Raw genomic sequence first — 23962 nt, 5'->3', positions numbered from 1 at the left:
GGTGAAAGCTTTACTTTATTATTATGATGGAATAGTAGCTTGAGTTAGTTGTTAGCCTGTATAGTATCAAGAATAATGAAACAAATTCTACTAATTGTTTTGGTATTCAACACGATGTAAAAAAACATCCGTTCTAGGATGTTTTTTTAGTATAAGGGCTGCTGCGTATGACAAGGGGGGAAGCCGTTCACATCATGAATCATATGAAGGTCGTACTGCTTTAAGGCAAATTGACTTTGATACAAATATTCAAGAACAAGCAGTTTTCCTCCCGATACGCCACAGAGGACACCAGAAGTTCCTTGACCATTTGTAAAAGAAACACCAACAGGCTGACCGATTAAATACGGAATTTTATGTTGCCAAGGCACAATAGCCACTCCTTTCACTATAATATATGAAAAGAGTGGCTAGAGGTTCTTACCTTCACAAAATCGTACACTCCGTTTGTGGAGATGCTAACTAAATACTGACAAATCAATCATTCTTTCATTACTATTTTTATGGTAATATAAGTTATATATGGGGTTATAAAGAATTTTTAGTTATTAACGATTGGGAGGAGAATGGATGAAATTTAAAAAGGGAATCACCTTTATTCTAGGTCTCTTACTACTTATGCTTGCTGCCTGTACACCAACAGAAAAAAGTGAGAGCCAACTTCATGAGAAAAAGCAAATAACAGATGATGAAGAGATGGTGTTCTCATTTGAGCACCCTCAAACCAAACAAAAATACAAAATCATTCATGCCAATCAACTGTTTTATCCGTATATGGAAAAGGTCAAAGAGAATCCGAATCTTTCAAGCTCGGAAACTCTGGATCTGTATAAAAAGGAAGTTATTCAACCGATCTACCAGGATTGTTTTGAAAATGGGGAATATTATCATATGGCAGAAACTCTGCTTAATACGGTTCCTAGCAGGCTAACAGAAATACAAATGGTGAGTGAAAAAATGGAAACACATAAAGCAGAAATCAATCAACTCATTCAAGAATCGCTATTGAAATCCGCAGACCTCTTACCCTCTCAAAGCGATGTAGCTGTTTGTGTATTCCCTTCAGCAACCAATAATAGAATACCCTTCGCAGTAGGAGCGGGCAAAATCATCCTCCCGCTTTATCTAAATGTTTTGGATGATGGTATAAAGTCAACTGTTGCTCACGAATACCATCACAGCGTTTGGGCGGAAAAATATTTAAATAAAGATGTCGGAGCTTCGGTATTGGATAGTATCGTCTTTGAAGGAAAAGCGGTCATGTTTGAAAAAAACGTTTATCCTGACTACGGCTATACAGCAAAGAATGTAACTTACAACAAGGAATTATGGTCTAAAGTAGAACCTGATTTACATAAGTACGACAGTAATCGTACCTCAGACATCTTATATGGTGGAAAAGGGTTACCGAAAAATTATGGTTACAGTGAAGGCTATAAGATGGTTAAAAACTATCTTGACTTGCATCCTGAACAAACACCAGAGGATTGGACAGCCTTAAGTGCACAAGAAATTTTCGAAGAAGGAAAATACTTGGAACACTATCAATAACTATTTTATGACACTTATTTGTGAGAGTACAAAATTAAAGAGCACTTTTACTGATTACAACATGAACTAGTAAAACATGCAGCATAATGATAGGACTTTCTCAATCGAAAAAACAAACAATAAGTCACTACGGTTTTAAATCGCAGTGGCTTATCTAATGCCGCACAGTCCTATTAGGATGATTGGAATGAGGAGAACCTTCCCAAGAACAATGCAACGGCTTTTAATGAATTAAAACTTGGGGAAATCTCCAACTAAACAGAGTATGTAAAAAGGGATAGCATTGTACAAAAACATCTTGGGGGCGATGTTAAAGGTGCTATCCCGACATTAATGTATGTGAAAGAACTTAAGAACATTACCACTGTAAGTAAATTGAAAAGTAATTGAAATAAGGGTGTAAAGCTTTTATTATAGGTATAATCCTTGGCATCATGGATAAAAAAGGTGGTTTTTCCTTGTCTGCTATGGATGAATTTATATTTTCATTTAATAGAAAATTTTTAGTACATATTTTAAATATAATGTCGATTATGAATTGGTTGATTCGCCACCATCTACATGCAAGACTTGCCCTGTAACATGCCTCGAATCATCTGATGCTAAATAGACAAAAGTAGGGGCGACTTCAAAGGGCTGAGCCATTCGGTTAAATAAATTAGTTCCATGTAAGGCGTTTTCATCAGAGGAAAAGCTAGAAGGAATAAGTGGTGTCCAAATACGGCCAGGGGCTATCGCGTTGACACGAATCTGTTTTTTGGCAACGCTTTTAGCTAGGGAACGAGTCCAGCCTACGATAGCCGCCTTTGTAGCAGAATAATCGATGAGTAAAGGTTCTCCAGCATAAGCCACAACGGAGGCAGTGCCAATAATGGAGCTTCCTGCTCGTAAATAAGGGAGAGCGGCTTTTGTCGTATAGAAGTGAGCATATACATTTAATTTAAAGGTTTCATCAAACTGTTCATCCGTGATGTCTGTCAGCTCATTTTGCTGAAATTGCATCCCAACATGGTTACATAAAATATCCAATTGACCAAAAGTGTTCATCGTTTCGGAAACAATGTCTACACATTGTTTTTTAAAGCGAAGATCTCCAGGAAGCAGCAGACATTTTTGTCCTAATTCTTCAACTCTTTTTTTCGTTCTTAGCGCATCTTCATGCTCATCTAAATAAGCAATGGCCACATCGGCCTCTTCTTTCGCAAAGGCAATGGCAGCAGCTGCACCCATCCCGCTATCACCCCCAGTAATAAGCGCAACTTTTCCCTTTAATTTACCACTCCCTTTATAATGAGGATTTTCTATGATGGGCTTAGGAACCATTAAGCTTTCCAATCCGGGTTGGCGTAATTGTCTTTGTTCAGGTTGAGTAAGTGGCACTTCTTTATATTGCGTAATCTTCCCATAGACAGGATATTGCGGGTATGGATCTTCCTTTTTATTGTCCTCAAACCACTTTTGATAAAAGTGGATTTGTGCTAATAATTCACGATAGTCCTTGTCATTCGGATTAGTAATAACCAATCCCTCCTTTTCCACATATACTATGAAAGCTTAGCTTTTTGTGTTAAACATCCAAACAAGCAGTGAAGGAAACAGGAGGACTGAAAATGGAGGTTGAATTTTTCCCAGAGGTTACGCGATTATTAGAAAATGAAGCGTCTACACTTGAGATCCATTATTTGAATGACACCTGGTTAACACCAACCATTGGCGTAAGACCACCTTATTATAGCTACCCAATCTACGAGTCATATTATCCGATTTGGGACAATGAATAAACTGTAAACGAAGAAGCCATCTGATGCTGAAAAAACAACACCAGATGGCTTCTTTATTTATAAGAATATTAATAATTTTTAATCTCTTCGAAAGTCCCGAACGTTGCATCCCGTAGATTAATTGTACCATATATATTTTTCTTCCCATCAATCACTAGCACCTTTGGATGCATGTATTGTCTGGGAATACTTGATTTTTGTCCGTCCGTTTTGTGGAATGCTAAAATTTGTTGCAATGTCACATCATCGGTATACGTAAATCCACCGAAATCATCATTATAGGTATGAAAAGGTACCGGCCGAATGATAGGTAAATAATAAAATGTACGGTCTTTTAGTACTTTTCCTTCAAATAGAACATCTCCATTATTTGTTACTGTGTAACGCTTATCACCGATATGATTCATGGCATCTGTATCAGATACCATCACACCTTGATAGTCGAAATAATATCGGTAATGCACCGTCTTGGGTGTTCTTATAATTTCTTCATTTTTAATAGATAATACAGTTCCATTGATTGTATGCTCTATTATGCCAGAATCACTGTTTATGAAATACATAGATATACCTTGTTTATCTAAATATCCTGCTTCTGATCCATATTCTTTTCCTGTATCTAATAATTTGTAATGCGCATCTGTAAAACTATGCATTAAGAAAAGGTTCATATTGATATATCCATGTTGACCTGGAATGTATTTTTTTACAATGGAGAAAGCATTTGATTGCATAAATTGATTTCTTAGCTGTAATCGTGATTCGTGAGGGCGACCAAAAAGGCTAGTCCCTTCAATTAGCACTTCTTCGTCGATGGCAAAGTTACCATCATAGCGTGCATAAATATGAAGAAGAGAATTAGAAAAGGACACATGTAAATGGGATTTATTGATCGTTGTTACATTTGAAATTTTTTGAAATCCTAGCTCTTCAGCTGTTTTTTCAAAATGAATAACATGGTGATTGCGCTCAATTAATTTGATTGTTCTTGATAAAAAAGAAGCAAACTGCACACGTGTCACACTGTTTTTGGGATAGAAAGTATCTACATTGGAAATGCCTAAAGCATTAAGTGCCTCTATATAGGGTCTAGCTTCTTTATTTGCTTTCTGTATATCCACTACATCACTTTGCAAATCATAGGCATAGTCAATCAATGAATAGTTTCGGGCTAATACCATAAGTCGGTTTAACGTTAGTGCCATTTGTTCTCGTGTCATGTGATTATATGGATTTAGGCGTCCATTTTCTCCTTTAAAGATGCCATTATCGTAAAGTAAAGTTGAATACTTTAGCAATTCACGATCCTTCACACGAAGGGGCATATCCATAAAACGATCCATTTCCTCCCAATTTTTATCAACCTTCGCTATGCCGTTCTGTTCGATATATCGTCCTATCATTACGACAACTTGACCACGAGTAATCGTCGTGTTTGGGGAAAAAGTTGTCGGTGTTGTCCCCTTAATAATATTTCTTTTTGTTAGATCCTGTACTTCTTGTTGCATTTGATTCGGCAGTTTTTTTATATCATCAAAGCCACTTGCAGAGACAGAAATGTGATTCATTAAAAAAACGAAACAGAATAAAACGAACATTATTGTATAAATAAGCTTTCTTTTCATCTTTCACCTGCTTTAACCAATATCCACAAAATGATAGCATGTTTAAACAGATAAATTCTATTGGTAATGAATAACAAATATAAAGTGACCCAGAGCTAACTAGATTTATAAATGCTACTGGTATTAAAGAAATAATTATTGTTGGTTTTGCAGAAGGCTGTGTGACTGCAACTACTTTAGGTTCTCTTCACAATAATTTGCAGTGGCAAGTTCAAGTGATAAAAAGAGATTAATAGCATTAAATACGTTAAGATCAAATAAGGTGAAAGTTATTCATTCTTTTCAGTTAGTAGCGATAATTTTGAAAGTGAGAAATTCCTTTCACTTAAAGATATATTGATCGGCAACAAGCTACAGGTTTTCATTACATTTTGTCATGAGAAAGGATGGTAATATGAGTAGGAATTTTATTATCTTTGGAGCTAGCCAAGGATTGGGAGATGCATTTGTTAAGGGGTTACCTGTCAAAGGAGATACAGTATGGATGGTAGCACGAACGAGACCCAATAGTTTAGAGCTAAATGATGGAGTAAATCGTCACTGGTTATCCATTGATCTGTCTAGTCAACAACAAATTTCCACTTTAAAAGAAGTGTTACAAGGCATTCCGCTCGATGTATTAATTTATAATGTGGGTGTATGGGAAAAGCGTGGTTTTGAAGATGATTATACATTTGATAAGGATGAAGTAGAGGATATTTCGAAATTAATCAATATCAATCTAACTTCTACTATTACATATATTCAGGCACTTTTACCCAACTTAAGACAAGCGGAGCAGGGAAAGGTTATTTTAATTGGATCTACAGCAGGCTTAGATCACACAAACAATGCACAAGTTTCATTTGTCACATCTAAATTCGGCGTAAGGGGCATTACAAATGCACTACGTGAACATTTAAGGAAAGATAAAATTTCTGTCACATGCATTAATCCTGGTGAACTGGCAGCAGAAGTACCCTATGAAGAAGGAGCGGAAAAAGCCATTCATTTATATGAAGGTACACGAATCCCCGTACAAGATATTGTCTCTCTTGTGCAATGTGTAATTAATCTATCAGCAGTCTCCTGTGTAAAAGAAATTAATGTCCCAGCCATAACGGATTTAAATGCATGATTACTCAGTGAACACTACTCAAGATTGAGTAGCGTCATAGTGTTGAAAAACAAAACCATCCATAGCATTTTTGTGAAAAGTGAAAATGGTTTCCATTGTAGGCTACTTGCTTTCCTGTGGGCGAGCGTAGAGCAGCTTCCTCTGTTTAGTGGCTTGCCTGTCTCGTTATCCCATGGTAGTCAAGTAGCCTTTCACCCCAACCCACAAAAATGTTTTTTTAGCAAAGGTTTTCATTCCTCTTTATGGAGGGGTGTTGTCACTCATCACTTCTCCACATTGAAAATAAAAATCCTATCCCCCTAAGAATACAGATATTGGACTATTTGATTGCTATGCAAGGATGAAAAAAGTAAAGACACTTTTGCAGAAGGGTTGATTGGAAGGAGTCAGCGTCACTCCTAGGGTTTTTAGCGTCACAGATGAGACCCTGGAGCGAACGAAAGTGAGTGAAGCGGCTCATGGGACGCCCCTTGGAAAGGACGCTGGCGGAACGGAAATCAACCCCTTGCCTTTCAAAATTACTTTTTCTGCCGTTGACATCACCTTTTTTCAACAACAGGACGTGAGTAGCGTCTTTTAATTAAAAGGGGAAATAGATTCCTTCTCTTAGAAAAAATTTTCACGACCCCTTCACACATAACACTACAATTAAGCTCATATAAATAAAGGTAGTAAAAAAATCAACATCCTTTCATCGTCATAACCAATTCTAAAAATACTTCCAGCCTATTAAATCTTAAGAAAATCTTCAGGTTCTACTAGGAAATATTTAAGATTCGCTGTGTATAATTATAAAAAAAGGAAATTCACGAAACCATTTGAAGATTTAAAACGTATTGGTAGTAGGAGAGAGAATATTAAGTAGGTGAAGATATGGCACATACGATTTACATAGTATTAACCAAAACAGGGACGTTATTATCAAAAGCGATCGGCATGTATACGGGCAAGGAGATGAATCATGCATCCATAGCCTTTGATGAGGGGCTATTTGAAATGTATAGCTTTGGTCGAAGGCAATTGAACAATCCGTTAAGTGGGGGCTTTTTACGAGAGGATGCAGAAAGAGGGCTATTTGAGTGTGCGGATTGTGTTATTTATCGCTGTCGTATATCACATTATCAATATTTAGACATGATGAAAATTGTCCGTTATATGTACTGGAATCGAGATCGCTATAAATATAATTTTATCGGACTTTTTGGTGTGGTGATGCAAAAGGAAGTGAGACGAGAGCGTGCTTATTTTTGTTCCCAGTTTGTAGCGACGCTACTAAAGGTGGGAGGGCTAAAAATATATCAAAACCCAGCATTAATGACGCCTCATTGCCTAGCGCAATTACCGTATTTAGAGAAAGTATTTGCAGGGAAATTGGCAGATTATTTACAAACGGTTCGTGAGCCAGCTATGCTATATGGTTAAGATGCACTACCTGACGTTTAAATAGTAAAATAGACACTCATGCGACAATCTTCTATTTTGTAAGAGGATTGTCTTTTTATCTTTCAGCGAAAAACACCCTTCTTTATCAGTGGTGCGATAAATGTACAAATTGTATTTTTTGATTCAATGGTGTCCCGATACTTTTCGAGCAAGCTCGAAAAAAATGAACGCAATTACGCTAAGGCGTCATCAATATTAGTCATATTTACCCCATATAGAATGTCAATAAACCTAGTTGCTGGAAACTGGAAAATGAGTCCTATTCCTGTTAAAAGAGTCACCATAAAATTGCTATCATAAATAATAGATACGTACGTTCTACGAGTGATATCAGCAAGGAGGATATGGAAATGAGTGATGAAATAGCAGCAGTTGGCTGGGATGCGATTGATCAGGCATTAGCACAGGTATATGGTGAGCAGGAGCCAAAGCATTATGGAACTTTGATTCCCTATTCACTGGGAGGACAAGATCCTTTAGATGGAATTAGTGTTTATAAAAGCGAAACATCCATTCCGCATTGGCATTTTGTTACATATGGCTTCTCGGAACTATATGAAAAGGAATTTGAAAACAAGGACTATAGTGGATATGGATTTGAATTAACATTTCGACTAGTACGTCAACTAGATGAGGACGAGCCACCTGCTTGGGCATTGAATTTACTACAGAATATGGGCAGATATGTGTTTAATAGTGGTAATGTATTTAGAGCGGGAGATTATTTGGATGCAAATGGTCCGATTTGCCTCGATGCCGACACACAATTAACGGCACTAGCCTTTACACATGATCCAGAGCTTGCTGAAATCGATACACCAAATGGCAAGATGGAGTTTATCCAAATGGTCGGTATTTCAGAGGATGAGTTAGAAGCGATGCAGACATGGAATACACTTGGTGTACTACAGGCTGGCATGAAGCAAATACCAAGCTATACTACGGATTTAACAAGAACTTCTCTCCTACAAAATCCTGAAGTTGCCGAGGCAGTTGTGCGAGGAATGGAGGAAGATGGCTCTAATACGGGGTTTCTTTTCGTAGATCAACTTGCTTGGGAAGTAGAAAAAAAGAGCTGGTTTAACAAACCGTCTAATGTTGTTCAACTTGGAGCAAAGCAAGCAGCTGTCATTAGTAAATTATTACGTGGACGTATTCTGAAAGATAAAGATCTTACCTTAGTCGGTCAACAAATAACGATAATATTTAAAGCAGGCCCTCAAATAGGCTATTCAGAGAATGGTCAAGAGATTACGATCACATTGAACAAGGCAGCGGTAGAAGAATTAAGTCAGAGGCTGATACCGCAAGAAAGTCAATTCACTATTTCTTCTTTAGTTGGTGTAAGTTTTCAAATTTTGAAGACACATATTAAAAATCAAGAAGGAGCGGTTGTGAAAACAATCGGATAAGATGGATCTCTCGCTAAGGCTTTAGCGGGAGATTTTTCTCTAACCATAGAAAGGGAGGATGTAAAGTGAAGCAGTGTGTAGAGCATTTTCTAGCGGCTGTGTGGGAGCAAATCACGGCTGTTTATCAACAAGAGAGTAAACGAATAACAGGGCTGAAAGAGCAAAGTAGGTTACAAGCAGGCATCCTTCAATATTTGAAAGTTGCCTGGAAAAAAGGAAAAAGTCCTAATGGCACAATCTTTATAGATGTTTATGAGCCATTTAGTTGGAGTGATAGCTCCTATAAGGTGGAAGCGGGTTCATACATACAAGAATTTACAGATGTCCAGCATATTGAAGAGCTTTTTAGTGCTTTATGTACTAAAACAGAGGAAGTATTTCAATCTGAGCAATACGGTCCCCGATTTTTTGATTACTGCTTTGAGGTTGTGCTGGAATTTGAACATGATAAAACGGTGCTTCATTATCAAAAGGAGCTGTTGAATAATCGTAAACTAGCGTCAACGAAACAAGTGCTGGCAAGCTTTATAGAAACAAAGGTGATGGCAGAGCTACCAGTAAGACCAAGTGACAATGATGAATTTTTCCTTGCGAAGCATTTGGTCAATCCACATTTTTTCCATCAAACAGCTGAGGAAGTCGAACCATTTATTCATCGGCTTCAAGAAAAGCATCGGGCGAATAAAGAACGTTTAGACAAATGGATTTATTATTATACAATGGCCTTTAAGCAGTGGGCAGAGGAGCATTTTTTAACGCACTATTTTGAACAAGCAGGCGATTATAGGAAAGAGTGGGTATTGAAAACAGAGGACTCGGTACAACAACTAGAGCAGGAAAAACTAGATTTCTTTCTTTATGTCGCGTTGAAGATTGGTCAAAAAGAGCCAGCCACTCGATTAGAATACTTGGAACTTGCGAAGCAGCTTGGCTCGCTGCAGGCAGCTAATTATTTGGAAAAAGGAAGCGGTCGTTTTGAAAGTATAAGAAAGCGGGATGTATTCGAAGGACAGGCAAATGATATTTTACAAACGATTGATATACGAGTGATGGTAGAAGAGGAAAACGCTTATCGTGAAGCCCTTTACTATATCATTCAACTGCTACAAGAAGGTTTTCCAAAGGGCTATAAGCTGACTTTAAAGAGTAAAGCGAAAAATTATCTTCCTATTAAAAAGTTAGCTAAATCAAAGCTTCATCAATTTTTCGCCAATTGCCTACAATATCCAAATCTTTTCCATTTATTAGCGGACTATGCCCAGCTTGCTATGGAGGAATTTGCTTGGTATCAGGATGTTGAGCCGAGTGAAAAATCAGCTATGCCCAGCACCTATGCGGTTTTTGGATTAGGGCTTTATAGCAAGGATTATTTTCCACTTGTTCAACGATATATGTTACTCGTTGATACAGAGCATCAATCCGTGCAAGATGCTTATGCGGAAGCCTTTCTTGAAGCACATGGCTTATCAGTAGAGATGATGCCTGTGTTTGTAGCTATTTTACTTGGTGCAAGTGAATCAGCTAAGCCAATAAAGAACATTGACATCATGGATTTAGATTTGCTCGTGGCACTCGGACAAGAACTTGAAAAGAAAGCAGATTATCAGCGTCCATTTGTTTTATATCGAATATTCGGTAGTTCCAAGAAGCTTGCTCAGCGACTAAAGCAAGAATCAGCACCAATAAGGGATGAACTTGAGAAATTACTGCAATGGATGGATTCCTGAATGGGGTAGACGAATGGAATGGACGGAAGTGAGTAAATCCAAGGATTTAGAGGTCGTTCGGGAGGCCCTTACTAAATTAGATGTAAATGAGCGAGATGCACGTGGGAGAACACCATTGATGCTTTTTATAACAAATCGAATGCCACATGAAGGAATCAAGCTTCTTTTGGCACAGCATATAGACTTGGAGGCACGAGATAAGCTTGGTGATACAGCACTGAAAAAAGCGGTAAAGTTTAAGCAGAAAGAAGTGATTTCTTTACTACTTGCAAAGGGTGTAAATTTATCTGAGCCAGAGGGGATTACCGCTACAGCTTGGTTTGCGGCAAGGGAGCATGCAAGAATCGCTGATATATTGGTAGATACACCAGGTGCAATCCGTCTAACTTTGAATGCACAAGAACAACAGCAAGCTGATGCCATTTTATACGAGGATTCTCTCAATACAATGTGCCAGCGCATAAGCAAGGTATCATCAGCTGTTATTTTACATGCCATTGTCAATAGCTATAACTGGGATGATGGCCCCGAGCCTATGCTCGCAGCATTAGCTAATCCAGTTTGTGCCCCTATTACCATGATAGACATGTTTGAGCTAATGGAAGGAGAATATTGGCTAGCACTAACAGAGGAAGAGATAGCGAGTTCCGATTGGAAGCGACCATGGAAAGAGATGGCACTAGCCTTACAAGAAAAATTAAAGTGCTAGCTAGCGAGGAGAGAGTAATGGACCAAAAAGCAAGGAAAATATTAATGCAAACCTATTGGCAATCTGGTGGATGGCGTTCAGGTGGTTATACCTATACAGAAGAAGATTTTCAATATGCTAAAAGTAAGGGCTTGATGTTTGATCGATTAACGATTTCCCATGATGAATGTGTACAAAGATTGCAACAGCTTCATGAGAAATTCTTAACAAAGGAGCTTGTGGTAAAGGCATTTTTGCATAGCTTATCGACGCGCAAAGTACATTTACGCAGTGCCTTATCGAGCTGGGCTCTTACGCATGATTTACCAATGCATACGTATGATGAACAACCTGTGGCATTGGTCTCCTATAGTGGCTGTGGCTACTGTAATGAGCAGAAAATCATGTCCAATGATACGTATGTCAATGAAGATTTAAATGTGCTTAATTTTGAACGCATCAAGTGGGGAGGAGTTCGCCTCAATTGGCTCATCTATTGTTTACTAGACTTAGAATGCCTAGTGAAAGAACAAGAAGCATTGAATGTAAGTGAGGATGACGTAGCCATCTTAAAACAGATGGTAGCAGCAATAGAATCCTGTAACGACACAGATGCAGCTAGACAGCTTGAAAAGCGCTGGAAAGATGTTTTCAAGTCCAATCAACATGAACGAGATGTGGTCATGGAAATCTGGGGTTATGCGGGACTACTCGTATCAAAGGATGATTATCGCAAGGAGCGTGGACGTGGAACTGATTTTATGTCAATGGCGACTTGGAGAGGACAGGATGGCTATTCACAGGAAAAGATGAAGTTTTACTTTGGCTCCTACCTATAAAGCTGAGGATTATTGCTATAGCAAAGGAATTTTAAGAGCGGCTACTATAATGAACAGCTGCCATGGTCATGCACTAATAATGTGCAGATTTTACTTTTACCAGAGCTTTACTAGAATAAGAAAGAGAGGTGCAGTGAGATGGGGGCTTGGGGATACAAAGCATTGGAAAGTGATGAAGGTTTAGATGTAGTGGCGTTTTTGCGGGAGTATATGGAACAGCATAAGGAATCCAATCAGCTAACTTTATCGGAAATTGTACAGGCCATGAAACAGCAAGGCTTTTTTGGTAAAACATTGGAGGATATAGATTTTTTCTACGATATGAGTGCCTTGGCTTTGGCAGAGCTTTATAGTCAATATCTGAATACGGGAACCATTTATGGTCAAGAAAGTAAGGATAGACAAATACAATGGGTAGTAGATGAAAGCTCTTTGACATTTATATTGCGGTATTTACAGGACATTAGAGATGAAGTACCTGATCAACATGGTAGTAGAGAGATTGTAGAATTATGGCAAGAGTCCAAGAGTTGGCCAGAATGGCAGTCCAACTTAGCCTATCTTATTCAGACGGTGGAACAAGCGATTAACCGTTTGCCACAATAAAAATAAATGGAGTGATTGGAAATGACCTATGATTTTTGGATGATGGCTTCCATCATGGAGTTGGTTGAATATCCAGATGAGACAAGTGATGACTATATAGCACATCCAACTTTACAGACGATCATGGATGTGCTTGAAATCCAAGTACCGATAGCAGAGATTTACGAACGTTATTTTGGTCAATCCATTCATACAGGACATGTTTTAGTATTTGCGAATAAGCAGCAACCACATGTCTGTGTGGTACTTGATACTTATCGAGATCCGCTCGATCAGCTGGATTTAATTCAATTTGGCTGGAGAGTGAACACAAAAGATGTTCACCTAGTAAGACAGCTGACACGAAAACTATTTGATAATTGTGATGAGGGGATTCGCTATGAGGAAGGTCAATCCATTCTCTATCAGGTATTACAAGAACAACGCTATCCTCGAAAACTTTACTATGAGACATTATATGAACAACAGCTGAAGAAATTTTGGGTATGATAGCATCAAAAAGGATTCGTAACACTTTCTATAAAAAGTGTACGAATCCATTTCTTAGAACCTATACAAAGAAAAAGCTGAATAGAGATAGTGCAATCGAAATGATTACAATAGGTCCAATCATTTTCATATGTCGTTTTCGTGCCATTACAACAATCGCTACATATTCACGAATCATCGCATTTGGCCAATAATAAAAAGCTGTCTTAGAGCCAATGCCCTGACTATCTAAGCCCGCAAGTCTTGCATAAATACCCGCACGAAAAAGATGGAAATTATTCGTGGTGAAAATACTGTTATAGGCCTCACCCTGTTTCCGATCATCCATGAGCTGCTTAGAAAATAACATATTTTGATAGGTATTCACAGAGCGGTTCTCCTGAAGTGTATGCTCAATGGGAATGCCTTTTTCTATTGCATATCGTTGCATCGCTTCAGCTTCGGGTAGATTTTCATCAGGACCTTGTCCACCAGAGAAAATAATGGTAGGTGGAGTAGTCACTGCTGCTTGCTTATGATAGAAGTCAATTGCCTTTTGAATTCTACTAGCTAAAAGTGGAGGCACCTTATCATTAATTAATCCACTGCCTAGTACAATAATAAAATCTTGATTCAATCGAGGGCGATTGAATTGGTAGAGAAAATAAGCAGATAAAAAATTGGATAAATGGATAAAAAAATAAAACGTAATGAGTGAAATTCCACCAAAAATGGGCTGGAGGTGGACTGAAAACAAACTCGCTGGATTGATAATCGGTAATAGGATAAAAAGTAAAATGCCAATCGCCACAAGTAATGTTAAGGAATTGGCTAAACGTCTACCTTCTCGCTTCATTAATACTCTCGCATTTAAAAATAAACCAAACATTAAAGCAACAATACCAAAAGGAATTAAAATGAAAAGAGCAATCAGTGGAATAATGACAATAAGCCTTAAAAAGTAATGGTCAGATGCTAAAGATAGAATGACGCAGAATAGCAGAAATGAACAGACAAATAGATTAAATAATAGTCCGTTGATCATTTTTCTTGGGTCTTTAAAGTAAGAAATAAGAAAAACGATGAAAAGAATCAGTGGAATAATGCCAAAATACATACAAAATGCACCTCTAGTGATGGAAGTTGGTTAATGATATCTCTATATTATAAGTAATTATTGAATGAAATCAACCATCGATGAAAAAGTGGAGGGGGAGCATCTAGAAGCTCCCTCTATTTTTTGTGTGTACGATGATAGGTTTTATTGAGGTAATGAATATATTGGGTGCGGGTCAATCCACCCGTTTGGCGATTAAAGTCATCGTAGGAGATATCATCTGGAAAACTAAATTCAGCGAGTGCCCGCTGACGATCTTCGCGGAAGTGTGGATGATCTAGCGACTCTGTTACAATTCCTTCCTCTTGCTTCAACCAATCACTGGCAACGCCTGCATAGACACCATGATTGGTAAAACGGCTAGCTGTTTGATAGGAGGTGGAAGGTGCAGGTTTACTAATTGTTCCTGTCCCCCAGGATAGACGATATCGAGGCTCTTTCCCATAGTTTAGTGTCACGCCATAGCCCATTGGAAATACAATATCGGATTCTGTTAACATTTTATGGCCTATCTTTTCATAGCATCCTCGCATAAAATGGTCATCCATCACAATATGGGTTTGAGGGGCCAATGGAGCAGATATGATTTCCTCAAGAGAAGGCGGGCGCTCTGTCGTTGTCAACAAATAGGGCCGTACAAACAATGGCATTGTCATTACATTATGCCAAATACTATCTTCTCCAAAAAGATGATCCTTTTGCATTTGACGTAAATCGCCAATGACAAGCACATAGCCATCTACAAATAAATCGATTTCTACACGAAAAATATCACCTGGCACAGTCTTATAGCGTAGACTTTTCATCTTGGTTAGCTTTTCTAGCTTGTCTGAGTAATCAGCAGGAAGCTGGGAGGGAAATTGCTCTAACCAATTCAAGAGAGCCGACTTAGTCGTTAAATGCTCAAAGCCTGTTAATGGTAGCTGGTAATATGTTTTAGTGTTACGAGCTGTGATATAGCTAGATGGGTGGTTTTCATTACCTAGACCAACAGAAAAAACAACGCCTGCAGCTTTCACAGCGGAGATATTGGTATAATTCAATTTCTTTTCTTTTCCACGCGCAGTTTGAGGGACAATGACTTCACGATTACGTGTTAAAATGTCGACATCCGCTTCTTGGTAGCTATGCTCATTCACGAAAATTCTTTTTTTAATGAGATCGCCTTCAAGGCAAATAAAATAATCCTCTCGAATCGGAATCGTTTCCCAATGTGCTTCTAAAGTATGTAGGCCGAAATAGGGGCGCAATGAATTCGTTAACCAACTAGTAAATGGTGTCAATCGAATTTCCTCCTAGCTATTGTTTTGTATTTTGGTCAAGTATACTGAATTTGGTGGGTGTCGAAAATAGCTTAGATGGAAAATAGTTACTTTTATGCAGTGATAATAATTGCTTTTGGAGCAGATGCCTACCTTTTTCTTCAGGCTATAGAACTGCTATAATGACAGACAGAGGTGATGAATATGCATATTGTGACGATTGAAGGCATACCCTATGCTTGGCTTGAACAATTACAAGAAATCCACGCTCACGTTTTTGATGGAGCAAATTTGCCACTCGAAAAGCTAGAAAAGAAAGAAGGCCTTCTTTGCATATTGGCAGTGGAAGGTGACACATTGATCGGCTTTAAACTAGGCTACCCACAACCAGATGATATTTTTTATAGTTGGTTGGGTGGCGTTCATGTAGCACATCGCGGTCAGGGAATTGCAAGTCAATTAATGAAACAACAGCATGAGCATATCAAGACTTTAGGCTTTCACAAAGTTCGTACATACGGAAGAAATACATTCAAAGCCATGCTCATTACCAACCTCAAGCATGGTTTCGATATATTATCAACATTTATTGATGAAAAAGGCAGACATAAAATTATATTTGAAAAAACAATTGATTAAGGAGTTTTATACATGAAAGCATATTTAGCAAATGGGTTATTTTCGTTAGGCGATCGTTTTGTAAATGAACAATTGGCAGCAGCTATTCGCGAGGCAGTACCAGGCATCGCATTATATGTACCTCAGGAGAATGAGGCCATCAATGATAAATCTGCCTATGCAGATAGCTTAGCGATTGCCCAAGCAGATTTAGAGATGCTACAGGATAGCGATGTTCTGATAGCTGTATTAGATGGGGTGGAAATTGATTCAGGCGTTGCCGCAGAGATAGGTGCGTTTTCGATGCTGAATCGTCCCATTATTGGTGTGCTAACAGATGTTCGTCAGCAAGGGCGGGACAATATGCAAAAAATAGAGGCACTGATCCGAGATGGGCTAGAGAATCAGTTTGTTTATCGTAATTTATTTGTTGTGGGGTTAATTAAACGCAATGGCGTGATTACATCTTCTATTGAAGAGGCTGTGAAAGCCATACAAAAACTACAGAACGGGGAGGCATCATGATGCTATTAGCTACATCAGACATGGTGGCAGGAAAAGATATCATGGAAACATTAGGGCTAGTGAAAGGGAATTCTGTTCAATCTAGAAATATTGGTCGTGACATGATAGCAGGTCTTCGCAATATTGTAGGTGGAGAAATGAAGGAGTATGCGGAGATGCTTGTGCGCTCTCGTGAAATTGCCACAGAGGCAATGGTAGAGGAAGCCAAACAATTAGGTGCAGATGCAGTTGTAGGCGTTCGTTATGCTACTTCATCTGTCATGGATGGTACATCCGAAGTATTGGTATATGGAACAGCTGTAAAATTCAAATAAAAGAGTACAAGGACTTTCATTCAATGGAAGTCCTTTTTCAATGGTTAAAAAGTGACACATTCATCTAAAATGCTGTAAAATTTTAGTTAATTATGTCAAAAATACAGTCTATTGTGCTGCTTGAATGGTGATTTATTATAGGATGCGTATAGTACAAATTATACCAATAAAGTAGAAGTTTTATCTTGATTCAGTTTATAGATAATGAGATGAATGCACAAATGGAGTAGGTGTCAAAACACCAACTGAATCAAGATAAAAGCCCAAGCGGAGGTCACAGATTTTGAAGAGGAGCTTTTTGAGCAACTCGCAAAAAATCTGGACGCAATCAGTAGAAGGGCTATTTATGGCCAATATACTGCAAGCTGGGCATGATAGAAGAAAGAGTGGGATATATGGTAGATTCACAACAAGGCAAAGGCTATCGCGTACTATCGATGTTTGATCGATTGATGGATGGCCAAGGAATCAACAAGAAGCAAGAAGCATTGACACATCAGGTTGGTGAAAAAACCATACAACGGGATATCGATGAAATTCGTACGTATCTGGAAAAGGCTAAGCTAGATTACCATTTACAATATGTACGTACAGAAAAAGTGTATAAATTAATGCATACAAAAAACAATCGTTTATCTAAAGAACAGGTACTAGTCATCGTTAAAATACTGATTGCCTCAAAAGCTCTCGTAAAATCGGATATCGGTGAGATCGTTAATCAACTTCTCTCACGTGTAGCAGACGATCAACTGTTATTAAATGAAAAAATTGTATATGAAGATATCCATCAAAACAAGTCATTATTGTCCTTGATATGGGGAATATCAACAGCCATACAAAAGAGAAAGGTCATTACAATTGATTATTTACAGGAGGGTGAAGCGATTCCAACTGCAAAAATTTTAAAGCCGCTCGCTGTTATCTTTTCAACACATTATTTTTATTTAATAGGAGATAATCAAGACACCCCAACTGTTTACAGAATGGATCGTATTCAGCATTTTCGTGAAATGACTATCCATTTTGAATTTCCATCTGTACATCCATTACAAGTAGAGGACACTAATGACCTTACTCATATCCGTCTTCTCTATAAAGGCCGTTCTCCTCAAATAGTCTACAGTCGTTTCCCAACAGCCCACCTAGTTTCACAAAACAATCATGAATATGTTTTTGAGGCAGAAGTGTTAGAATATGGCGTGAAAGAGTGGTTGTTAAGTCAAGGAGCCGATATGGAGGTATTAGAGCCAATTGAACTGAGAGAAGAGATCATTGAGACCTTACAAGCTATGCAGCAAAATTATCGTTACATATAAAAACCCGTGCGTACATGCACGGGTTTTTACGTTTACTGAAACAATTGTTTGATAAATGTCGTATCGATATCCTTAGTGAGCTTATAATCTTTCATGTAATTTTCCTCATATAAATACACGAATAAATGCTGGTCATCATCTAAACGCAAGCCAATTTCCCTGTTGTCATTAATTGAGAGTGTTAGCCAGTATGCTTCATGAGAATCAGAATTCGAAAACCACACCTTTTTTAAAGGTAGGTCCTTGAATGGCTGCATAATTTGATTGATTTCTGCTGCGTCAGTAATCGTTACTGTTTTTTCATCTGAGGAACGAATAATTTCAATCTCATGAATTTCCTCCATTTCGAGACGTTCTGTTACCTCTGTTGTAAAATCAGTGTCTCGTGTTAACAGCATTGTCGAGATATACAGAATAAGTAGTGGTAGTAAAATGCCTAGAAGTAGTTTGTATCTTTTTTTCATGCTTGTCTCCTTAAATTCTAAAAATTCACACATATGTATTCTTTTCCACGCTATAATTGAGCATATACTGAAATGATGAAGGAAGGCAATTAAATGACACATAATCATGAAGAAAAAGAACTATTTTACCCAAGTGGAATCATCATGTATCGAGGTGGCGTCAAGAAGAATGATTTCGGTCACGATATTTATGACGGCAAAGGCTCGCTATTTGATCAAGAGGGAGAATTATTATTCGAGGGTGAATTCGTCAATCATATGAAGCAAGGCAATGGCATTATGTATTTGAAAGGACAACTCATTTATCAGGGTGAATTCATACAAAATAAAAAACAGGGTCATGGCATTTTATATAAGGATGGTCATATCCATTATGAAGGTCATTTTCGAAATGACTTAATGGATGGCTATGGTGTTTTATATTATGAAGAAGAAGTAATTCGCCCTTATCAAACACTACGAGCACAGTATCCACATTTAAATCAACCGCAGTATGAGGGTGACTTTGTCCACGGCATGAAAAAGGGAAAAGGCAAGCAATACTATCCAAATGGATTTTTACAATATGAGGGTGATTTTATTTGGCATCATATGCAAGGGGCTGGGAAGCTATATTACCCTAAGAAATCACCAACAGCTGAGGAGCTTGCACGTGGTGTAACTAATCTCCACTATGAAGGTCATTTCTTTGAGGACCTAAAGCATGGTAAAGGCAAAGTATATTCTAGGGATGGAATTTTAGAAGCGGAAGGGCAATTTAAAGAGGATATGATGACAGGGCAAGGAACGCTCTATTATGCCAATGGGCAAGCTTCCTATATTGGTGACCTCGTTCAAGGCAAAAAACATGGACGAGGCGATTATTATAATGAAGAAGGCAAAATTATCTATAGTGGTGAATTTATTAACGATGAGCGGTTACGCATTACACCTGAAGTCGAGCAAGAGATTGCCAAGCTACAAAAACAATTAGATAGTCTTGTAGGTCTTCCGAATGCAAAGAAGGAATTACATAATTTAATAAACTTTATTAAAATTCAAAGTCTGCGTGTGGATCATGGTTTAACAAGCTTTCCTATTACGTATCATCTTGTCTTCTCGGGCAATCCAGGCACAGGTAAAACAACAGTGGCACGCATTATTGGCCAAATCTACAAGCATCTTGGCGTCCTTTCAAGTGGGCATTTTGTGGAAACAGATCGTGCAGGTTTAGTCGCTGGCTATGTTGGACAAACAGCGTTAAAGGTTCAGGAAGTCGTTAACAAAGCAAAGGGCGGGGTACTTTTTATTGATGAAGCCTATTCATTAATAAATGATAAACAGGATGCATTTGGGAAGGAAGCTATTGATAGTTTATTAAAGGCAATGGAGGATCTACGTGATGACTTAGTAATTATCGTTGCGGGCTATACAGAGCTAATAGAAGATTTTTTACAATCTAATCCAGGCTTTAAATCTCGCTTTAATCATTTTGTACAATTTGATAATTTTAGCACGGATGAACTCTATGATATTTTTGCGATGCTTTGTCAAACGAACGATTATCAATTTGGCGAAGCATTTGCCCAACATATGAAAACACAGCTACGTCATATGCCAATTGAAACCATCCCTAATTTCTCGAATGGTCGTTATATTCGAAACTTGTTTGAGAAACTAGTGACGATCCAATCAAACCGATTGATTCAACAGGCAACAATCTCGAGAGAAGAACTCATGACATTTGAGGAGCAGGATATTTTACAGGGCATTGCAGAAAAGTTGTTTGACAATACTTTTTAAGACAAGGAGTAAATTCATGAAAAAGCTATTAGTGTTTATTTTAGTGTGTGCATGTATTTTACCACGACTAGTAACAGTTCATGTTACAGTGAATAATCATATTAATGTACGCCATAAAAACGATAAAAGTTGATGAGTGATGTATAAAGTGGTAATATAAGACAAAACATACGCTAACGTATTTTTTGGAGGGCAATTATGCAAGTAACGAAAGAGGATTGGATTAGAGCGGGTCTAGAGCAATTAGCAGAAGCGGGGATTCATAAAGTACGTATTGAAGCACTTGCTCGATCATTAAACATTAGTAAAGGTAGCTTTTATCATTATTTTCCTGATCGTCAACAACTATTAGATGCCATGCTAGACTATTGGGAAAACCACGCAACAAAGGCCATTATTCAAAATATGGAGCAAGTTGATGCTAATCTAGAGCAGCTTTTACGGATAAGTTTTCACAAAAATAAAAAGATGGAGATAGGCATTTATGCTTGGGCCAAATATGATTCAGATGTCGCAAAGCGTATCGTTCAAATAGAGGAGCAGCGAATAGCCTGTGTGGCGACACTCTATCAAAAAAGTGGTATCAGCATAGACGAATCCACTGATCGTGCAAGATTAGCTTATTTAACCTATATAGGCTGGATGACACGATTTGAAGCCAATCCTCATTTCGATCTCGAAAAAATGATTAAGCTGTTAATACAGTAAGAAGGTCTCTCGGAGCTAACATGGGCTTTGAGGGACTATATTTAACGCCAGAACATACGGTAGCGTATGTAAATGAAGAGGAGGTAGAACATGTTTATTTTATCAATTGTCGCAGTGGGACTATTAGGGCTCATTAGTATCCTACATATTTATTGGGCCTTTGGTGGTCGATGGGGTACAGAAGCTGTTATTCCTATGAAAGAAGGCAGCCAACAAGCTGTTTTTACGCCGAGAAAATGTGGAACGCTCTTTGTTGCAATGCTGTTGATGCTAGCAAGTGGTATCATCCTTGTTCAAGGAGGCTTCATGCCATTTTTTCAAGCCTCTATTTTTTCAAAAGTAGGAAGTATCGTTTGTGCGCTAGTATTTTTGCTACGAGCAATTGGTGATTTTAAGTATGTTGGTATTTTTAAAACGATTAAGCATTCCACATTTGCTCAAAATGATTCAAAATGGTATAGTCCTTTATGCTTGTTTCTTAGCTTTGTTTATGTGCTGGTGTTAGTTTAACAGCAATTTTACTTTAATAAGGGGAGCAGAATGGGGGATATAAAATGGAGCAAATGATCTACTTACTTCGCCATGGTGAGACAAATTATAATACACAAGGGAGATATCAAGGACAGCTTGATTCACCACTCACTGAGCGTGGTCGGGAGCAGGTTCAGCAAAATGCACGCATGCTGAAATCACTCATTGGCGATGCAGATGAATGGACCATCCTATCAAGTCCAATGGGAAGAGCCATGCAAAGCACAGCCATACTTTGTGAAACACTGGGCTATGACAGCAACAAGGTGAGGCAGGATCCACGTTTAACAGAGGTTGCTGTGGGACAATGGGCTGGATTAACCATGGCGGAAATACAGCAACAATGGCCTGCCTTGTTAACGAACACAGATGCCTTCAATTGGTATTTTCGTGCACCAGATGGGGAAACCTATGAAGCTGTTGTAAGCAGATTAACTGCTTTGCTTGAAACGATTCAACCACTTTCAAAAGTGATTATTGTCTCGCATGGCTTAACTGGTCGTATTTTACGCGGCGTCTATGCAAGTCTAAGCAAAGAAGAGACGCTCAAGTTAGAGGTTTCTCAAGATGTAATGTTCAAATTAAAAAATAAAGAGATTACAAGAATTAGTTCAAATTTCGATGATGATTTTTACCTGTGAAAATATTTGAGCGCATCCCATTTTTCTCAAGGAATATTCAGAAATGCCGCCTCTTATAATGTGTAGGAGGCGTTTTTTATGAAAAAGTGGATGTTAGTAGGCTGTATTTGTATCATGGTTTTCTTATTTTATTATACAAGCAAAACATATGAATTCACGCATCTAGAACTGCCATCATTACATAGTCAAAATGCTTTGTTACTCAATGAACAGGGCGATGTATTATACGAAAAAAATGCGGATGCTATTATTTATCCTGCATCTTTAACAAAGATCATGACAGCCATCGTTGCCATAGAGATGACAGATAATTTACAAACACAAACCATTGTAGAGCCCCAAACGATTGCGAACTATACGGCACAAAATGCTTCGATGGCAGGCTTTCAAGCAGGAGATTTTGTCACGATGGAGGATTTATTGTATGGTACACTCCTTGCCTCAGGTGCCGATGCAACAGGAACACTTGCAGATGCTGTCGCTGGCAGTGAGGACAAATTTGTCACGTTGATGAATAACAAGGCGCAAGAATTAGGCATGCATGACACACATTTTGTTAATACCAGTGGCCTACATGATGAGGCACATGTATCCACCGTGCGGGATATCAGCAAGCTTCTGCGATATGCATTAGAAAATCCTACCTTTTATCAAATATTTACCTCAAAAAACTACACAACCTATGTTCCCAATCAATTAATCATCACAAACTCATTATTTACAAAATTACCGGGTCTAGACAGTCCGATAATAGGTGGAAAAACAGGCTATACCCCAGAAGCAGGACTGTGTCTGGCGACCATAATCGAGAAAGAAGGGAAATCTTTTTTATTCATTACAACCAATGCTCCTAGCTATATATGGAACCCACCCCCACATATTGAAGATGCCCTAACGGCCTTCGAAGCTTTATAGCAGGAAAAATAATGAAAAAACCTCAACTTTTTCATGGTTCCTAACGTCTTAATAGAAAGGGGGATTATATAGCTGAGGTTCGGTGGTGGATAACCAGCTTTTTATAGGAACCATCAAATACGGGGAGAGCTGCTGCTAAAAGTGAGGGAGCAGTTCAAAAAGAGAGGGGAGCCATCTCCAAAAGGTGGCGAACCTGCTCAAAGAGGTGAGAGCCCTCTCCCAGTAAGGAGAAGGTCACTCACCTAAGTCCGTAGGCCATTTAGCAGCATGAGAAAAAGGAGCTAACAAAAAATCTACAAAATAAGCCACCATCATTTAATTATCATAACCTATGCATAGTTTCTCAGTAAAAAGGGAAGGAGGAATGTATAAGTATTTACTAAAATATGAATTTTAGCAGCATCGTAAAAGGGAATCTAGTTGATTATTACTATTTTATGGCAGGGTTGTTTACTCTATAATAAAAGTTAAATCTTAGCAATTTTTTAGCAAACAGACATGGAAGACATCTA

The 23962-nt window shown here is 38.2% G+C and carries 25 protein-coding genes; 19 read left to right on the top strand and 6 right to left on the bottom strand.

What is annotated here, in order from left to right; all coding sequences use genetic code 11:
• Positions 1 to 146 precede the first annotated feature (146 nt).
• Positions 147 to 371 (bottom strand): hypothetical protein, encoded by a 225-nt coding sequence (locus AC1RFD_RS08050; RefSeq protein WP_004224247.1) that lies wholly within the window; start codon positions 369 to 371, stop codon positions 147 to 149.
• A 199-nt stretch (positions 372 to 570) separates the two neighbouring features.
• On the opposite strand from AC1RFD_RS08050, the gene AC1RFD_RS08045 reads away from it, so the two are divergent.
• Complete coding sequence (locus AC1RFD_RS08045) at positions 571 to 1551, top strand: DUF2268 domain-containing putative Zn-dependent protease (RefSeq protein WP_103118305.1); 981 nt, start codon at positions 571 to 573, stop codon at positions 1549 to 1551.
• Positions 1552 to 2082: 531 nt separating this feature from the next.
• On the opposite strand, the gene AC1RFD_RS08040 is transcribed toward AC1RFD_RS08045, so the two are convergent.
• Positions 2083 to 3069, bottom strand: coding sequence for an SDR family oxidoreductase (locus AC1RFD_RS08040; RefSeq protein ID WP_492474878.1), 987 nt, complete (start codon positions 3067 to 3069; stop codon positions 2083 to 2085).
• A gap of 92 nt (positions 3070 to 3161) precedes the next feature.
• Here AC1RFD_RS08040 and AC1RFD_RS08035 point away from each other — a divergent pair, with 92 nt between their 5' ends.
• On the top strand, positions 3162 to 3332 hold the full coding sequence (locus tag AC1RFD_RS08035) for a hypothetical protein (RefSeq protein ID WP_167444824.1): 171 nt from the start codon (positions 3162 to 3164) through the stop codon (positions 3330 to 3332).
• Between the two features lie 68 nt (positions 3333 to 3400).
• Here the strand turns inward: AC1RFD_RS08035 and AC1RFD_RS08030 are convergent, their stop codons facing one another.
• Positions 3401 to 4957 carry an S-layer homology domain-containing protein gene (locus AC1RFD_RS08030; protein WP_492474792.1) on the bottom strand — a complete coding sequence of 519 codons (1557 nt, stop codon included), beginning with the start codon at positions 4955 to 4957 and terminating at the stop codon, positions 3401 to 3403.
• Positions 4958 to 5351: 394 nt separating this feature from the next.
• On the opposite strand from AC1RFD_RS08030, the gene AC1RFD_RS08025 reads away from it, so the two are divergent.
• The 8 genes from AC1RFD_RS08025 to AC1RFD_RS07990 all read left to right on the top strand — a co-directional run bounded on the left by AC1RFD_RS08025 (position 5352) and on the right by AC1RFD_RS07990 (position 13278).
• Entirely contained in the window at positions 5352 to 6074 is a 723-nt protein-coding gene (locus AC1RFD_RS08025; protein WP_259419605.1) for an SDR family NAD(P)-dependent oxidoreductase, read from the top strand.
• An 873-nt stretch (positions 6075 to 6947) separates the two neighbouring features.
• Complete coding sequence (locus AC1RFD_RS08020) at positions 6948 to 7496, top strand: hypothetical protein (protein ID WP_036076496.1); 549 nt, start codon at positions 6948 to 6950, stop codon at positions 7494 to 7496.
• A gap of 371 nt (positions 7497 to 7867) precedes the next feature.
• The gene (locus AC1RFD_RS08015) at positions 7868 to 8929 is read left to right on the top strand and encodes a suppressor of fused domain protein (protein WP_492474791.1); all 1062 of its coding nucleotides are present in this window, start codon (positions 7868 to 7870) and stop codon (positions 8927 to 8929) included.
• Positions 8930 to 8994: 65 nt separating this feature from the next.
• Positions 8995 to 10656: a DUF6138 family protein gene (locus tag AC1RFD_RS08010; RefSeq protein WP_492474790.1), complete on the top strand. Its 1662-nt coding sequence runs from the start codon at positions 8995 to 8997 to the stop codon at positions 10654 to 10656.
• A gap of 13 nt (positions 10657 to 10669) precedes the next feature.
• A complete protein-coding gene (locus AC1RFD_RS08005) occupies positions 10670 to 11365 on the top strand; it encodes a DUF4274 domain-containing protein (protein ID WP_103118300.1) in 696 nt (231 codons plus the stop codon).
• 17 nt (positions 11366 to 11382) lie between these two features.
• Positions 11383 to 12183, top strand: coding sequence for a hypothetical protein (locus AC1RFD_RS08000; RefSeq protein WP_492474789.1), 801 nt, complete (start codon positions 11383 to 11385; stop codon positions 12181 to 12183).
• Positions 12184 to 12321: 138 nt separating this feature from the next.
• Positions 12322 to 12789 (top strand): DUF4259 domain-containing protein, encoded by a 468-nt coding sequence (locus AC1RFD_RS07995; RefSeq protein WP_103118298.1) that lies wholly within the window; start codon positions 12322 to 12324, stop codon positions 12787 to 12789.
• 21 nt (positions 12790 to 12810) lie between these two features.
• The gene (locus tag AC1RFD_RS07990; RefSeq protein WP_103118297.1) at positions 12811 to 13278 is read left to right on the top strand and encodes a hypothetical protein; all 468 of its coding nucleotides are present in this window, start codon (positions 12811 to 12813) and stop codon (positions 13276 to 13278) included.
• 61 nt (positions 13279 to 13339) lie between these two features.
• On the opposite strand, the gene AC1RFD_RS07985 is transcribed toward AC1RFD_RS07990, so the two are convergent.
• On the bottom strand, positions 13340 to 14374 hold the full coding sequence (locus AC1RFD_RS07985; protein WP_048392508.1) for a YdcF family protein: 1035 nt from the start codon (positions 14372 to 14374) through the stop codon (positions 13340 to 13342).
• A gap of 116 nt (positions 14375 to 14490) precedes the next feature.
• The gene (locus AC1RFD_RS07980; RefSeq protein ID WP_103118296.1) at positions 14491 to 15657 is read right to left on the bottom strand and encodes an immunity 26/phosphotriesterase HocA family protein; all 1167 of its coding nucleotides are present in this window, start codon (positions 15655 to 15657) and stop codon (positions 14491 to 14493) included.
• Between the two features lie 183 nt (positions 15658 to 15840).
• Between AC1RFD_RS07980 and AC1RFD_RS07975 the strand changes: the two genes are divergently transcribed.
• From AC1RFD_RS07975 to AC1RFD_RS07960, 4 genes are all read left to right on the top strand, one after another.
• Entirely contained in the window at positions 15841 to 16275 is a 435-nt protein-coding gene (locus tag AC1RFD_RS07975) for a GNAT family N-acetyltransferase (protein ID WP_048392511.1), read from the top strand.
• A 12-nt stretch (positions 16276 to 16287) separates the two neighbouring features.
• Positions 16288 to 16779, top strand: coding sequence for a nucleoside 2-deoxyribosyltransferase (locus AC1RFD_RS07970; RefSeq protein ID WP_112118468.1), 492 nt, complete (start codon positions 16288 to 16290; stop codon positions 16777 to 16779).
• Positions 16779 to 17093: a YbjQ family protein gene (locus tag AC1RFD_RS07965; protein ID WP_004225046.1), complete on the top strand. Its 315-nt coding sequence runs from the start codon at positions 16779 to 16781 to the stop codon at positions 17091 to 17093. The genes AC1RFD_RS07970 and AC1RFD_RS07965 overlap by 1 nt, the downstream gene beginning before the upstream one ends.
• A gap of 395 nt (positions 17094 to 17488) precedes the next feature.
• Positions 17489 to 18409 (top strand): helix-turn-helix transcriptional regulator, encoded by a 921-nt coding sequence (locus tag AC1RFD_RS07960; protein WP_492474787.1) that lies wholly within the window; start codon positions 17489 to 17491, stop codon positions 18407 to 18409.
• A gap of 32 nt (positions 18410 to 18441) precedes the next feature.
• Here the strand turns inward: AC1RFD_RS07960 and AC1RFD_RS07955 are convergent, their stop codons facing one another.
• Positions 18442 to 18873: a hypothetical protein gene (locus AC1RFD_RS07955; RefSeq protein WP_048392515.1), complete on the bottom strand. Its 432-nt coding sequence runs from the start codon at positions 18871 to 18873 to the stop codon at positions 18442 to 18444.
• Positions 18874 to 18966: 93 nt separating this feature from the next.
• Between AC1RFD_RS07955 and AC1RFD_RS07950 the strand changes: the two genes are divergently transcribed.
• The 5 genes from AC1RFD_RS07950 (at position 18967) to AC1RFD_RS07930 (ending at position 23450) form a co-directional block, all read left to right on the top strand.
• Positions 18967 to 20655, top strand: a complete 1689-nt coding sequence (locus AC1RFD_RS07950; RefSeq protein WP_333879812.1) for an AAA family ATPase — start codon at positions 18967 to 18969, stop codon at positions 20653 to 20655.
• Between the two features lie 198 nt (positions 20656 to 20853).
• Positions 20854 to 21363 carry a TetR/AcrR family transcriptional regulator gene (locus AC1RFD_RS07945; RefSeq protein ID WP_115673284.1) on the top strand — a complete coding sequence of 170 codons (510 nt, stop codon included), beginning with the start codon at positions 20854 to 20856 and terminating at the stop codon, positions 21361 to 21363.
• A 90-nt stretch (positions 21364 to 21453) separates the two neighbouring features.
• The gene (locus tag AC1RFD_RS07940; protein WP_048392518.1) at positions 21454 to 21873 is read left to right on the top strand and encodes a DUF3995 domain-containing protein; all 420 of its coding nucleotides are present in this window, start codon (positions 21454 to 21456) and stop codon (positions 21871 to 21873) included.
• A gap of 44 nt (positions 21874 to 21917) precedes the next feature.
• Positions 21918 to 22535 (top strand): histidine phosphatase family protein, encoded by a 618-nt coding sequence (locus AC1RFD_RS07935; RefSeq protein ID WP_016993289.1) that lies wholly within the window; start codon positions 21918 to 21920, stop codon positions 22533 to 22535.
• Between the two features lie 78 nt (positions 22536 to 22613).
• Positions 22614 to 23450 (top strand): D-alanyl-D-alanine carboxypeptidase family protein, encoded by an 837-nt coding sequence (locus AC1RFD_RS07930; protein ID WP_048392520.1) that lies wholly within the window; start codon positions 22614 to 22616, stop codon positions 23448 to 23450.
• Positions 23451 to 23962: the final 512 nt, after the last annotated feature.

The sequence above is a fragment of the Lysinibacillus sp. GW823-FHT02G10 genome (assembly GCF_058797135.1).
This window is presented reverse-complemented; position numbering and strand designations above follow the sequence as displayed.

Coding starts and splice junctions, on each gene's coding strand:
- AC1RFD_RS08045 (WP_103118305.1), top strand. CDS start 571: ATGAAATTTAAAAAGGGAATCACCTTTATTCTAGGTCTCTTACTACTT.
- AC1RFD_RS08035 (WP_167444824.1), top strand. CDS start 3,162: ATGGAGGTTGAATTTTTCCCAGAGGTTACGCGATTATTAGAAAATGAA.
- AC1RFD_RS08030 (WP_492474792.1), bottom strand. CDS start 4,957: ATGAAAAGAAAGCTTATTTATACAATAATGTTCGTTTTATTCTGTTTC.
- AC1RFD_RS08025 (WP_259419605.1), top strand. CDS start 5,352: ATGAGTAGGAATTTTATTATCTTTGGAGCTAGCCAAGGATTGGGAGAT.
- AC1RFD_RS08020 (WP_036076496.1), top strand. CDS start 6,948: ATGGCACATACGATTTACATAGTATTAACCAAAACAGGGACGTTATTA.
- AC1RFD_RS08015 (WP_492474791.1), top strand. CDS start 7,868: ATGAGTGATGAAATAGCAGCAGTTGGCTGGGATGCGATTGATCAGGCA.
- AC1RFD_RS08005 (WP_103118300.1), top strand. CDS start 10,670: ATGGAATGGACGGAAGTGAGTAAATCCAAGGATTTAGAGGTCGTTCGG.
- AC1RFD_RS08000 (WP_492474789.1), top strand. CDS start 11,383: ATGGACCAAAAAGCAAGGAAAATATTAATGCAAACCTATTGGCAATCT.
- AC1RFD_RS07995 (WP_103118298.1), top strand. CDS start 12,322: ATGGGGGCTTGGGGATACAAAGCATTGGAAAGTGATGAAGGTTTAGAT.
- AC1RFD_RS07990 (WP_103118297.1), top strand. CDS start 12,811: ATGACCTATGATTTTTGGATGATGGCTTCCATCATGGAGTTGGTTGAA.
- AC1RFD_RS07985 (WP_048392508.1), bottom strand. CDS start 14,374: ATGTATTTTGGCATTATTCCACTGATTCTTTTCATCGTTTTTCTTATT.
- AC1RFD_RS07975 (WP_048392511.1), top strand. CDS start 15,841: ATGCATATTGTGACGATTGAAGGCATACCCTATGCTTGGCTTGAACAA.
- AC1RFD_RS07970 (WP_112118468.1), top strand. CDS start 16,288: ATGAAAGCATATTTAGCAAATGGGTTATTTTCGTTAGGCGATCGTTTT.
- AC1RFD_RS07965 (WP_004225046.1), top strand. CDS start 16,779: ATGCTATTAGCTACATCAGACATGGTGGCAGGAAAAGATATCATGGAA.
- AC1RFD_RS07960 (WP_492474787.1), top strand. CDS start 17,489: ATGGTAGATTCACAACAAGGCAAAGGCTATCGCGTACTATCGATGTTT.
- AC1RFD_RS07955 (WP_048392515.1), bottom strand. CDS start 18,873: ATGAAAAAAAGATACAAACTACTTCTAGGCATTTTACTACCACTACTT.
- AC1RFD_RS07950 (WP_333879812.1), top strand. CDS start 18,967: ATGACACATAATCATGAAGAAAAAGAACTATTTTACCCAAGTGGAATC.
- AC1RFD_RS07945 (WP_115673284.1), top strand. CDS start 20,854: ATGCAAGTAACGAAAGAGGATTGGATTAGAGCGGGTCTAGAGCAATTA.
- AC1RFD_RS07940 (WP_048392518.1), top strand. CDS start 21,454: ATGTTTATTTTATCAATTGTCGCAGTGGGACTATTAGGGCTCATTAGT.
- AC1RFD_RS07935 (WP_016993289.1), top strand. CDS start 21,918: ATGGAGCAAATGATCTACTTACTTCGCCATGGTGAGACAAATTATAAT.
- AC1RFD_RS07930 (WP_048392520.1), top strand. CDS start 22,614: ATGAAAAAGTGGATGTTAGTAGGCTGTATTTGTATCATGGTTTTCTTA.